This window comes from Bombilactobacillus mellifer (assembly GCF_000970795.1).
In the GTDB taxonomy this organism is placed as follows: Bacteria; Bacillota; Bacilli; order Lactobacillales; family Lactobacillaceae; genus Bombilactobacillus; species Bombilactobacillus mellifer.
This window is the reverse complement of the sequence record NZ_KQ034028.1, coordinates 209,892-222,223: the sequence shown is the minus strand read 5'-3', so window position 1 is coordinate 222,223 and position 12,332 is coordinate 209,892. Positions and strand designations below refer to the sequence as shown.

The following is a 12,332-nucleotide window of genomic DNA, read 5'->3' as shown; positions in this document are numbered from 1 at the left end:
CATGCTGGTCAGTAGTTCAGCCGCTTTAGGTTGAAAACACTCTTGCTAACAAAAAAGCACTCTTTTTGAAAACAACTCGCCAGAAGAGTGCTTTTTTTGTGGCCTACGTAAAAAACTAATCCTACCCTCAGCGGGTAGCAAGATGGTTTTTAAATTTATTGCTAAACTGAATGCGGAATACAAAATTTCTACCTCTATTATAGTCTGAGTGCTTCTCATTTGAGAATGGTCTTATTCAACGCCATGTGCCGACGCAACTTTTGGTATGATAGGAAGTAAGAAAAGGAGGATGATTATGAAACAAGGAACGACGATTATTACTTTAGACAACGGCTATCATTTATGGACCCGTACCGTTGGGACTGGAGATATCCACTTATTATGTCTACACGGTGGCCCTGGCGGAACTCATGAATATTGGGAAAATTTTGGGGACGAACTGGCCGATTTAGGTGTCCAAGTTTCTATGTATGATCAACTGGGCTCTTTTTACTCCGATCAACCGAACTATCAAGATCCCGAGATTGCTAAAAAGTATTTAACTTACGACTACTTTTTAAGTGAAGTCGAAGAAGTACGCCAAAAATTAGGTTTGGATAATTTTTATTTAATTGGTCAATCTTGGGGTGGGGTCCTGGTTCAACTTTACGCTGCCAAGTATGGACAACATTTAAAAGGTGCCATCATCTCGAGTATGGTGGATGAAATTGACGATTACGTCAAACATGTTAATCAATGCCGCCTTCAAACTCTCGGTCCTGATAAAGTCGCTTATATGCAAAAAATTGAAGCCACCAATCAATTAGCCGACCCCACCTATCAAAGTTATGTGGAACAATTGAATCAAGAATACGTTGATCGCAAACAACCCGAAGCTATTCGCCACTTAGTTCCCACGATGGCGACTGATGTTTATAACGTTTTTCAAGGGGACAACGAATTTGTGATTACCGGCAAACTCAAAGATTGGCATTTTCGTGAGCACTTACAGGAAATTACAGTGCCTACTTTATTAACCTTTGGCGAACATGAAACTATGCCTCTAGAGACTGCCAAAATAATGGAAGCCAAAATTCCACATGCCCGTTTAGTAACCACTCCAAACGGCGGCCATCATCATATGATCGATAACGCTCCTGTTTACTTTGAACATCTGAAACAATTTATTTCTGATGTTGAAAATGGCACCTTTAAGGATTAATCCCCAAAAGCTCCCCCCCGTTGCAGTCAACGAGGGGGGTTTTTATCAGTTGAGACCATCCAATGGGCTAATAATCATGACTTATAATTCGGTCGTATTGGTATATTTTAAAGCATTACGCAAAACTTTTAAATTAGGCAAAGTAACTTTACTATCCTGATACATAACTAACGTAAATAGCAGATCAATCAAGAGAATCTGCGTTATTCGACGGGAATATACCGGGACATCATTATATTCAAACTCATCAGTCAACGACAAAAAGTAATAATCAGAAGCCTGAGTCAGCGGCGTATCATCAAAACTTGTAATGGTCACAATCTTTGCTTGTGTTTCTTTGATTATGTTGACAATTCTTTGAATATCTTGATTAATTCCGCTATGTGAAATAATGATGGCACAATCTTGCGAGGTCATTTTGCCAGCCATAACTAATTGTAAATGGAAGTCCGGATTGAATTTTACACTGATCGGGGTCTTTAAAAAATTATTAAAAGCTTGATAAGCTACCCCTGCCGAACCACCTAAGCCAAAAAAGACTAATTCCCGCGACTTAAAAATCAACTGGGCCGCTTGATTCAGTTTTTGGAGATCTAAATTTTGGTAGGTACTTTGAATGTTATTAATATTATCTTGAATTGTTTGTTGGACAATATCTTCCATGCGGCTATGGTCATTAATGACCGTCGAAAAATTTTGATTGGAATTACTTAATAAGACCGACAGTTCTTTAAAACCACTTAAACCTAAATCTTGGGCAAACAAGGAAATGGTGCCCACAGAAACCTGACATTTCTCGGCAATTTCCGAAATGGTTTCTTTTTTAGCTTGTTCAGTATGTTCGAGTAAATAATAGGCTACTCGTTTCTTTTTGGCACTCAGGGAAGCTAATTTAGAATTGATTTTAACTTTCAGTTCATTTGACATCGTTTTCGTATCCTTTAATTAAAAAATTTCAATTATTCATATTGACAAACTAAAAAATTTTAATATATTTAATTTAGATATCATCCTGATAGAAGATAGCATAATGTTAATTTTTATAGTTATCAACTGTTAGAAAATATTAATTCGTTGCGACATAGTATATTGCGCACATCACTGGAGGAACATCATGAATGAAGAAGTAGGCTTGATCAGAGTCGACAGCCGCTTGTTACATGGACAAGTAGTTACCCGCTGGATCAAACAAGTTGAGGCGCAGCAAGTGATCATTTTAGATGATAACCTTGCCCAAGACGATTTTATGATCGAAGTTTTCAAAATGGCGGCACCGGAAGGCGTTGAGTTAATTGTCAAACCGATCGACGCTGAGAGTATTCAATTTTTAGGCACTAGTTCCTTAAAAAATTCGATTATTCTGTTTAACAGTATTCCGTCACTCATCAAAGCCTTTCAATTAGGGCTGCCCTTCACCGATGTCCAAATTGGCGGCATTGGTGGCGGTAATAACCGGACTGTGGTTTACAAAAATATTACCTTGACAGCCGAGGAATACGAAGAGCTTAAGCATTGGCAAGACCAAGGCAAGCATATTTACTTACAAACTGTTCCGGAAGATAAAGAAGCCAGTTTAGAAAGTATCGCTAAAAAGTTTAAAAGTTAATACATTGGAGGTTGCAAGATATGACAATCTTTCAAGCAATTATTTTAGGAATTTTATTTTGCTTTTGTCGTATGGGTATTCTTTATACATGGCCTAAAAATATTGTTCTTTTTGGAGCCTTGCTTATTGGGATCGTTTTAGGAGATGTACCGCGAGCAATGATTATTGGGGCTGCGATCCAAGCTTTATATATTGCGGTTATTCAACCGGGCGGTAATATTCCAACCGATGAAGTGCTAGCTACCTTTGTGGCAGTTCCATTAGCCCTCCTATCTAAAATGTCCCCGGCTGTAGCAGTTAGTCTTGCGGTGCCCGTGGGTTTGTTGGGCGTTTTGTTGGATTATATTCGCCGGACAATTAATGCTGTTTGGGTACATATGGCTGATAGTTACGCGGAAAAGGGCAATGCTAACGGTGTAATGCGGGCACATTTATTGTATCCGCCGCTTTCATTAATTTTTATTTACATCATTCCCGTATCTTTAGCTGTCTATCTCGGACCGCATGCAGTTAATACTTTCATGAAAGCCGTCCCTGCTTGGATCATGGAAGGTTTGAAAGTCACCGGTAGTGTTTTACCGGCCTTAGGTTTTGCCATCACCATTTCAGTTATTGGTCGTAAAGATTTGATTCCTTACTTTATCTTTGGTTTCTTTTTCTTCCAATATGCTTCCAAAATCAACATGATTGCCTTGGCTTTATTTGGTGCTTTTTTGGCTTTCTTACACATTACTTTTACCAAGAACAAAACCGAATCCGCTGCCAATGCCGCCCAAGATGCCCAAATGGTCGCTAATAACAAAAAGTTACTATCTAAAAAAGATTTAGTGAAATCGTGGATGTTGTGGCTCGGTACTTGTGAATTGTCTAATTCGTATGAACGACTTCAAAGTTTATCCTTTGCCGCTTGCCTCTCGCCTATTTTAAAGAAGTTATATAAAGACAGCGAGCAATTATCTGCTGCTTTAAAGCGCCACTTAACCTTCTTTAATACCGAAGGTATTTGGGGCAGTATTATTCCGGGCGTTGTCATTTCCATGGAAGAAGAAAAAGCCCAAGGTGCAGAAATTACGGATGAAATGATCACGGGTTTGAAAACCGGAATGATGGGTCCCTTAGCAGGTATCGGCGATACGGTTGATTGGGGTACTATCCGGCCAATTGTCGTGGGTTTGTTTTTACCGTTGGCTTCAGCCGGTAGCTGGTTAGCTGGTATTGGACCCTTTATCATCTGCAGTACGATTTCCACAGTTATTAGTTATTACTTGTGGAATTTTGGTTACAGTTTTGGGAAACGCAGTATTTTACAAGTTTTGAAAAACGGTAAAATCAATCAATTTATTACTGCCGCCGGCGTTTTAGGAATGTTCATGATGGGAGTCTTATCGGCCCAATACGTCAAGCTCTCACTGAAACCTAAAATTCAGGTTGGTAAAGCCGTGAAACCGATTCAATCATACTTTGATCAATTAATTCCCGGACTTTTACCAATTGCAATTGTTTTCTTAATTTATTACTTAATCACTAAGAAAAAAGTAAAATATACTACTATCTTAATTGGTGTTTTAGTTTGCTCCTTACTAGGTGCTGCTATAAAACTCTTTTAAAATGTGGCTTGCAGAAAAGAGAAGATAGACTTTATGGAAGAACAAATCATTGCGACAATTAATCAAACCGTGGATCAAAAAAAGGCCGGATTATTTGCACTGAGTCAAGATATTCATGATCATCCGGAATTAGGCTACCATGAATTTCAAACAGTACAAAAAATTCTCACTTATTTGCAAGAACAAGGAGTCCAAGGACAGGATAACTTTTTTGATATTCCGACTTCTTTTCACGCAACTTATGGAGAAGGTCATCCGAATTTTGCTATTTTAGCGGAATATGACGCCCTGCCGAAAATTGGCCACGGCTGTGGACATAACGTGATTGCTACGGCAGCGATTGGAGCCTTTTTAGCCTGTCAAACAGCCATGCAAAAATACCACATTGCTGGACAAGTAACTCTCATGGGCACCCCGGCCGAAGAAGGCGGCGGTGGCAAAATTAAATTATTAGATCGGGGCGCTTTTCAAGATATTGATGCGGCTACCATGGTGCATCCCACATCTGGTACTACCCGAATTGCCGGCCGGTGCACAGCCACACACGACATGACCATTGAATATCATGGACAAGGTGCTCATGCTGCCAGTCAGCCCTTCAAAGGTAAAAATGCGCTGGATGCTGCGACATTATTTTTCACTGCGGTCGGACTACTGCGTCAACAACTAACATCGGATGTTCGTTTATCCGGTATTTTGGTAGATGGCGGTAACGTGACTAATGTAATTCCCGATTACACCAAGATTAAATATAGCTTACGGTGTTTAGAAGAAAGTGAATTGCCGGGACTCATTACTAAGATTAAAAATTGTGCCCAAGCAGCAGCCTTAGCTACTGGCTGTGAAGTTCAAATTACGGAAAAAAGCGGCTATGGAGCCCGGACTTATAATCAAACTTTAGGTAATATCTGTCGCACAGCTTTGGAAGATTTAGGAGAACCGGTACTAGCCGGATTCCCTGATGATTTTGGTTCCACAGATTTCGGTAATATTAGTCAAGTTATGCCTACCACAAATCCGTATTTTAGTTTGCATAAAACACGGCTATCACTGCATACAGCTGAATATGAAAAATTAGCAGGTACCGAGGTGACCCATAAGGCCATTACGCGTGCGGCTAAGGCTATGGCCAGAACCGTGATCGAATGCCTAGTAAATCCGGAAATTTTAAAACAAGCTCAAGCAGAAAAATCTGCAGCGGCTAATTTAGATGAACGACCACGTTAAGTCTTTGATTATGGATCTTTTCCAATATATATAAAGCGAGCAGGTAGTCTCCACTATCTGCTCGCTTTCTTTTGACCACTATCATTTAAAAAACTTAAAATCTTCAGTCACAATTCTGCAATCAGCAGAGTTGTTCTATAGAATTCCAGTCTGCAAAGCCATAAAAATCGTCACAATCAACAAATCTGCACTACCACCCAGACTTAACTGCCGTCGATCAAACTCAGCATTTAACTTTTGGAGAAATTGCTTTCCTTGCGCAGTTTGACTGCCACCTAAAACAAAATATTGCTCCACTTGATTTTGAATCCAAGTCAGAATCTGGGGATCTTGTGCACGGTGAACTAAATTCGAATCTTGACTATGACCGGCAATGATCATTAAAGTATCCAGTAAGCGCTCATTTAAAGTCCCGGTGGCTTGACGCAGCATCGGTAACCCACAGTTAAATACCGTAGGAAAACCTGCTGCCGCTTCACCGCGAGCCCCAGTCAAATGATACTGTTGAAATTCTCTTTGACCGGCAGTTAATTGCTCGGGGGACAAAGAAGCCACCTGACTAAAATCTGCGGTCAATAGATCGGTCAGCATGCCCTGTACAACTTTTGAAAAACCTGATTGCGGGCGATCAATTAAATAGGCCCTTGCGGCGACGGCAATCCCTAGAGAAAATATCGCCCCTTTATGGGTATTAACGCCGCGGGTTTGCCGCAACATTGTCTGTTCCGCTTGAATACCATAGCTTCGCAATTGATTAAACAATTGCGGTAAGGCTGTAGATTGTGCTGTTAAGCCTGCTTGAGCACACTGCTGCAAGTAAGGCCGCAAACTTTCGGCACTATCAATAAATAAAAAGACATCCATATCGCCATGGGGTCCTGCTGATAACGGATCCACTAAACCGGGTTTGGGATTAACGCTGACTTCATACAACATTGCTTTGACAGCATCTGTGACAATCTGAGCTATTTGATCTTTCACCTTTGGGTCCTAACTTTGTTCTTGTAGGAATAATTGACTAATCCATAATTGTAATTCCTTAATACTATGTTGGCGAGAACGCGCACATTGTTTGGCCGGACGCGGGCAAATTAGGCAACGTCGACTAGGCAACTGTAAATCTTGACGGCTGAGATGTACGTCGGGTGCTTTTAAAACATCAATATCAAATAACCGGCCTAAAGTATCTTGCTCTTCAAAAACAATGGCCCGTTGTTTCACAGCGACCGCCTCTTGCGTTGTCCAATAGAGAGCCTCATTGCCACTAGGACAATTCCACTCCACCACTAAGTGCAAAGCAGGCTCCCCTTGTAGCCAGCGAGACCGTCCTTGATTAAATAAAAAGTTTAATGCTAAATTATTTTTAATAGGTCCGGGGATATTCAATTTAACGTCAATCAAGGTGGCCTGCGGACAGTGATTTAACCAATAAGTTTGGGTCGCCGCACGCAAATCCCGTTGTTGTAAAACAGCGGTAATCGTTTGCGGAATGCCCGCAGTAAATACATTATTAAGCACGCTTTTACCTTTATTAACTCCGGTCTTACCCAATTAATCCTGTACCGCCTTAATCTGATCAATGATGGTGCCATCCCGATATTCTATTAACGCTACCGTTTGCTCTGTAAAAGTTAACGGCTGGGGTTGGCCCACTTTCTTTTGGGCTAAAGCTTGTAATTCAGCGATACTTAAAACCGGTACTCCGGGTATTTGTTGCAGCGCAGCCATTAAATCGGAACGTCGCGGATTGATTGCAATGCCATATTCGGTCACCACCACATCAATGGAATCTCCAGGAGTCACAATTGTAGTGACTGCTGGCACGATGGTGGCAATACGTCCGCGCACCAAAGGAGCACAAATAATCGTTAATTTGGCATGAGCAGCATCCTGATGACCACCAATGGCTCCGCGAATGACGCCATCCGAGCCGGACATTACGTTGACATTAAACTGCGTATCGACTTCCAGGGCACTTAAAATGGCGATGTCCAATTGATCAACCATAGCGCCTTTATTATTGGGATCCGCGTACCACGAAGCATCAATTTCTTGTTGCTTGGGATTGGTTTGCATAGATTCCGCGGCCCCGCGATCAAAATCTTGGACATCCATAATTTTACGGACAAGACCTTCATTTAACAAATCAGTAGTCGGTTTGGTAATCCCACCTAAAGCAAAAGCTGCCTGAAAATGATGATCTAACATCGATTGACGTAAATAGCGGGTTACGGCTAACGCAGCTCCACCGGACCCCGTTTGAAAGGAAAAACCATCCTGAAAATAGGGTGAATGTGTAATCACTTCATTCACCAAAGAAGCAATTTTGAGTTCTTTAGGGTCTTTGGTAAATCGCGTCGCTCCGGAACCGATTTTATCAGGGTCACCCACCTGCGCCACGGGAACAACGTAGTCGACTTGAGTCTGTTTAATCGAAGCAGGAGTATTGGGATAAGCAACCAGGTTATCTGTCAATAACACCACTTGATTCGCATATTGGGCATCCATTAAAGCGTAACCCAAAGAACCAAAAACTGCTTGTCCGGCCATACCGTTGGCATTTCCTAAGCGATCGGCATTGGGTACCCCTAAGAAAGCCACATCAATTCGCAGATCGCCATCCTCAATCGCCCGCGCCCGGCCACCATGGGATCGAAAAATGACCGGATTTTTTAAGTGCCCGTGCGAAACAAAGTCGCCTAAAGAACCGCGCATGCCGGAGCTCGTAATTTGTGTCACTGTCCCCTTTTGAATGGCTTCAATGACAATGTCATTCATGACATCAGTCAATGAAGATGGGGCTAAGGTTAAATCTTGAATCCCCGCGTCAATAATTACGCGCATAACTTGATTAAACACAAAATCTCCATTACGAAAATGATGATGAAAAGAAATAGTCATTCCATTATGAACCAGCTTGGGAACTAATTGTTCCAAAGAATCAACTACTTTACCATCGCCAGTGGAAACGTGCACTTTGGGAGCCACTCGTTGGATCACGGGATTACCAGTTTGGGAGCTTTGATATCCTTGGTAATCCCATTTTTGCATCCACTTCTCCGGCAACTCGCGATTCACATTATTTTTCAAGATAATTGCCCTCCTCATCCACAATATGTGATGCTTGTGCTAATTTCATAACTCGTTGTGCCCGCAAAGCCACCGGTCGATCGATCATTTGACCATCTAAAGCCGCTACCCCCGAACCTTGAGCATGGGCTTGTTGAATAGCTTGCAAAACACTTTTAGCATGATCAATTTCCGAATGTGTGGGCGCATACACTTGATTGACCATAGGTATTTGACGCGGATTAACTAGCGATTTACCATCAAAACCTAATTGATGAATATAACGGGTTTCGCGATAGAAACCTTCGGTATCGTTCATATCCGTGAAGACCGTATCAAAAGCGGCAATCCCCGCTGCCCGAGCCGCATGCAAAACCATATTGCGGGCAAATTCTAATTCGGCGCCATCCGGATAGCGATGAGTCTTCATATCTGTCGTATAATCTTCCGCCGATAAAGCAATGCCAATCATTCGTGAAGACGCAGCAGCAATCGCCGGTGCATTTAAAACTCCCTTGGCACTTTCAATTGCCGCCATCAAATGTGTGGACCCTATCGGGCGGCCAAATTCTTTTTCGGCTGCTAGTACATCTTGTTCCAGTTGTTGAATCATGGCGGCTGATTCAGTTTTCGGCAAGCGAATGACATCAATTCCGGCTTTAACCATGGCTTTAATGTCATTCGTATAAAAATTTGTATCCGCACCATTAATCCGGACTACTAATTCGGCCGTGCCATAATCTTGGGTTTGAAGTGCTTCATAAACCAAATTTCGGGCAGCATCTTTTTCCGCCAGGGACACCGCATCTTCTAAATCAAACATAATAGAATCTGCCCCATAAATACCAGCGTCTTTAACCATCGATGGATTATTGCCTGGTACAAACATCATTGTTCGACGCAGCCGTTCTTGTTCTGCCACCATTTAAAGCACCTCCCAAGCGGGCGTGTCTGTAGTTTGGCAAGCACGTTGGGCCGCGGTAATTGTCCGGGCTTTAATGACACAATCCAGTGCGCCTTTATCTACCGCTTTCACGTTAACTTGCGATAAACCTAATTGTTGCAACGTGGTGGTAATGGTTTGGCGGATTTGTGCACCAAAAACTTTTTCCACATCGGATTCTAATTCAATTTGAATTCCTTGATGACCCGCAGAAAGCATAATTTGAATATCAGAAGATTCGACGGTTCCTGCCACTGCAGTTGTTTTAATTTCCATGAATTTGTTGTCCTTTCTGAATACGCTGGTGTAATTCCTGGGCATGACGTTGAATAAATTGATAAGTAGACGGCGGCACTAAGAATGCCAGATCGTCTAATTGACCGGCGGCAATTTGTTGGCGCACCTGTGTAGCCGTTACATAATGATTCTGGTCATCCTTTTTACGATCAATTACTTTCAAGGCTACTTGGGGAGGCAATATTTCAGCTAATACTTGATTATAAATACCCGTTGTTTTGGATAATGGCTCCGTACCGACAAAACGCACCTTAATATGACAAGCAGGAGCAATAATATCGCGAAATATTTGGGCATCTAAAGTGGTTTGATATTGGATTGTTGCCTCAGTTGATGGTAAAAAATAAGCCGGAAACGTTGCATAACTGACCATGTAGTCACCGCCATTGACCACGATAACTTTTTTCAGATCAGCCGTTCCGGCTTCGACTAACTGTTGCCGTTCTGCAGTCGTGAATAAGGATGCATCGGTATTCACAACAAACACATAAACCGCATCACTGGCTTGCAAAGCCTGCTCGATGAGATAACGATGGCCCCAAGTAAACGGATTAGCATTCATGACAATGCCCGCAATGGTTGCTCCGACTGCAGCGGGAAAGGCCGGAATTTGAGCTAAATAATCATGGACGTCGGGCGTCCCCGTTTCCAGAAAAGCTGCCTGCGGCGAGCGAGTCAACTCATGAAAACCAACATGCTGAAAACTACGGGAATATTGGGGCTTAGTAAACACAAAAATGTGAAAAATCTGCTTTTGAAATAGTCGATTAGTTACCGCGCTAATAATGGTATTAAAACGCGAACCACTAACTTGATCTTCATTATTGACACCAACATATTGAATTACATTGCCCGCGGCAGAGGCCGTGGCGACTAATTGCTGATCCTCGTATAATCCCAAAGTAAAATCCAGATGCGCCACTTCTGCCGGAGTAAAATTCTGAAGGCCTAACGTCTGTAATAGTCGTTGCCAAACTGGCAACACATCCGGATTCTGTAAATCTAAAGTAACGATTTTAGCCATCGCATCACCTTCTTTTATTCATTTTCCTTTTTGCGCATACTGCGCAACTGCTTGGCTGACTGCAGCTACGACGCGTGGATCAAAGACATCCGCAATAATATGTTTTGCATCTGGTTGGGCAGTTAACTGCGCGAGCTTTTGTGCCACCAGCAACTGCAAACCATAATCCACTTGCTCCAAAGAACTCTGCAATAAGCCTTTAAATAATCCAGGAAAGACAAGCACATTGTTCACTTGATTAGGATATTTACTTGAACCCGTTGCAACCACCGCCGCCCCTGCTTGGACAGCTTTTGCCGGAGCAATTTCCGGTACTGGATTGGCAAGAGCAAAAATGATCGGTTGCTTGTTCATCTGCTGCACATCAGCTGGTTGTAAAACATTTTGATCCGATAAGCCAATAAAAATATCCTGGTGCGCGATAACATCTGTTAATGTTTGCCCTTTTTGTGCTGGTGCCGTGTGTAACTCCTGAGCTAATTGGCGTTGGTAGCGATTGTAACGTCGATCGTCCGGGGTAATGACGCCATGGATATCTACTAAGGTTAAATGCTGTACACCAATGGCATGCAATAACCGCGCCGTCGCATAGCCGGAAGCCCCGACACCATTAATAACAATGTGTGCTTGGGTCAGTTCTTTGCCAACGACTTGCACGGCATTCAACAACCCTGCCAGCACCACAATCGCCGTTCCTTCCTGATCGTCATGATACACCGGAATGGATAACGCTTGGCTTAATTTGGTTTCAATTTCAAAACAGCGCGGGGCTGCAATATCTTCTAAATGAATGCCGGCAAATGTTTGAGAAATATTTTTGATGGTGGTTACAGCTTCATCCACTGGGACTTGATCCAGGGCTAAGGGTAAGGCATTCACCTTCGCCAAATCCTTATATAAAAGGGCTTTACCTTCAATGACCGGTAAGCCGGCAGCTGGGCCCAGATTCCCTAAACCCAACACGGCTGACCCATCTGTAATGAGTACAATTAATTTCCCACTTAGAGTATATTGTCGTTTTAAGCGTGGATTTTTAGCAATTTCCTGTGATAAAAATGCTACGCCGGGCGTATAAGCTCGTGCCAAATCCTGACGATTATGCACCTCCAGTTGGGATTGAATATTCAAGACCCCTGTGTGATGGGCATGCAATTGGAAAATTCGATCCTTTTCTGTATCTGACATGGCGGCTGTACTCCTTTGAGTGAATGATTACTTTGTACAGTCAGTGTACTGCAATTTAGTAATTTTTCAAAATAATCGCTATTTTTTTAAAAATTTAAATTTAAGACCTCCACTATCCACCGATGAAACTAGCACCACGAATCATAACATGGCATAATTTAAGCCAGAGAGAA

General features: G+C 42.3%; 12 protein-coding genes. 4 read left to right on the top strand and 8 right to left on the bottom strand.

Translation table 11 applies throughout. The features are described 5' to 3' along the window. Window positions 1–295 precede the first annotated feature (295 nt). A complete protein-coding gene (locus tag JG30_RS01030; protein WP_046315423.1) occupies window positions 296–1,201 on the top strand; it encodes a proline-specific peptidase family protein in 906 nt (301 codons plus the stop codon). Between the two features lie 81 nt (window positions 1,202–1,282). Here JG30_RS01030 and JG30_RS01025 read toward each other — a convergent pair whose 3' ends face one another. Next, window positions 1,283–2,128: a MurR/RpiR family transcriptional regulator gene (locus JG30_RS01025; RefSeq protein ID WP_046315421.1), complete on the bottom strand. Its 846-nt coding sequence runs from the start codon at window positions 2,126–2,128 to the stop codon at window positions 1,283–1,285. Window positions 2,129–2,315: 187 nt separating this feature from the next. On the opposite strand from JG30_RS01025, the gene JG30_RS01020 reads away from it, so the two are divergent. The 3 genes from JG30_RS01020 to JG30_RS01010 are packed head-to-tail and all read left to right on the top strand — an operon-like array spanning window position 2,316 to window position 5,641. Then, on the top strand, window positions 2,316–2,807 hold the full coding sequence (locus JG30_RS01020) for a PTS sugar transporter subunit IIB (RefSeq protein ID WP_046315419.1): 492 nt from the start codon (window positions 2,316–2,318) through the stop codon (window positions 2,805–2,807). Between the two features lie 20 nt (window positions 2,808–2,827). After that, window positions 2,828–4,414: a PTS system mannose/fructose/sorbose family transporter subunit IID gene (locus JG30_RS09185; RefSeq protein WP_046315417.1), complete on the top strand. Its 1,587-nt coding sequence runs from the start codon at window positions 2,828–2,830 to the stop codon at window positions 4,412–4,414. Window positions 4,415–4,447: 33 nt separating this feature from the next. Then, on the top strand, window positions 4,448–5,641 hold the full coding sequence (locus JG30_RS01010) for a M20 family metallopeptidase (protein ID WP_052725148.1): 1,194 nt from the start codon (window positions 4,448–4,450) through the stop codon (window positions 5,639–5,641). 135 nt (window positions 5,642–5,776) lie between these two features. Here the strand turns inward: JG30_RS01010 and JG30_RS01005 are convergent, their stop codons facing one another. Genes JG30_RS01005 through JG30_RS00975 form a run of 7 tightly spaced genes read right to left on the bottom strand, consistent with a single transcriptional unit; the run spans window position 5,777 to window position 12,159 of the window. Then, window positions 5,777–6,622 carry a triphosphoribosyl-dephospho-CoA synthase gene (locus tag JG30_RS01005; protein ID WP_084616618.1) on the bottom strand — a complete coding sequence of 282 codons (846 nt, stop codon included), beginning with the start codon at window positions 6,620–6,622 and terminating at the stop codon, window positions 5,777–5,779. A 9-nt stretch (window positions 6,623–6,631) separates the two neighbouring features. Beyond that, window positions 6,632–7,159 (bottom strand): citrate lyase holo-[acyl-carrier protein] synthase, encoded by a 528-nt coding sequence (gene citX, locus JG30_RS01000; protein ID WP_046317106.1) that lies wholly within the window; start codon window positions 7,157–7,159, stop codon window positions 6,632–6,634. A gap of 33 nt (window positions 7,160–7,192) precedes the next feature. Continuing rightward, on the bottom strand, window positions 7,193–8,731 hold the full coding sequence (citF, locus tag JG30_RS00995) for a citrate lyase subunit alpha (protein WP_046315414.1): 1,539 nt from the start codon (window positions 8,729–8,731) through the stop codon (window positions 7,193–7,195). Beyond that, a complete protein-coding gene (gene citE / locus JG30_RS00990; protein WP_046315412.1) occupies window positions 8,721–9,635 on the bottom strand; it encodes a citrate (pro-3S)-lyase subunit beta in 915 nt (304 codons plus the stop codon). The genes citF and citE overlap by 11 nt, the downstream gene beginning before the upstream one ends. Next, the gene (gene citD, locus JG30_RS00985) at window positions 9,636–9,929 is read right to left on the bottom strand and encodes a citrate lyase acyl carrier protein (RefSeq protein WP_046315409.1); all 294 of its coding nucleotides are present in this window, start codon (window positions 9,927–9,929) and stop codon (window positions 9,636–9,638) included. Next, window positions 9,919–10,974 (bottom strand): [citrate (pro-3S)-lyase] ligase, encoded by a 1,056-nt coding sequence (gene citC, locus JG30_RS00980; protein ID WP_046315407.1) that lies wholly within the window; start codon window positions 10,972–10,974, stop codon window positions 9,919–9,921. The genes citD and citC overlap by 11 nt, the downstream gene beginning before the upstream one ends. Window positions 10,975–10,992: 18 nt before the next feature. After that, on the bottom strand, window positions 10,993–12,159 hold the full coding sequence (locus JG30_RS00975) for an NAD(P)-dependent malic enzyme (protein ID WP_046315405.1): 1,167 nt from the start codon (window positions 12,157–12,159) through the stop codon (window positions 10,993–10,995). Window positions 12,160–12,332: the final 173 nt, after the last annotated feature.

Excerpts from the sequence above, each read along its gene's own strand:
- JG30_RS09185 (WP_046315417.1), top strand. The coding sequence starts at position 2,828 with ATGACAATCTTTCAAGCAATTATTTTAGGAATTTTATTTTGCTTTTGT.
- JG30_RS01030 (WP_046315423.1), top strand. The coding sequence starts at position 296 with ATGAAACAAGGAACGACGATTATTACTTTAGACAACGGCTATCATTTA.
- JG30_RS00975 (WP_046315405.1), bottom strand. The coding sequence starts at position 12,159 with ATGTCAGATACAGAAAAGGATCGAATTTTCCAATTGCATGCCCATCAC.
- JG30_RS01025 (WP_046315421.1), bottom strand. The coding sequence starts at position 2,128 with ATGTCAAATGAACTGAAAGTTAAAATCAATTCTAAATTAGCTTCCCTG.
- JG30_RS01020 (WP_046315419.1), top strand. The coding sequence starts at position 2,316 with ATGAATGAAGAAGTAGGCTTGATCAGAGTCGACAGCCGCTTGTTACAT.
- JG30_RS01010 (WP_052725148.1), top strand. The coding sequence starts at position 4,448 with ATGGAAGAACAAATCATTGCGACAATTAATCAAACCGTGGATCAAAAA.
- citE (WP_046315412.1), bottom strand. The coding sequence starts at position 9,635 with ATGGTGGCAGAACAAGAACGGCTGCGTCGAACAATGATGTTTGTACCA.
- citD (WP_046315409.1), bottom strand. The coding sequence starts at position 9,929 with ATGGAAATTAAAACAACTGCAGTGGCAGGAACCGTCGAATCTTCTGAT.
- citC (WP_046315407.1), bottom strand. The coding sequence starts at position 10,974 with ATGGCTAAAATCGTTACTTTAGATTTACAGAATCCGGATGTGTTGCCA.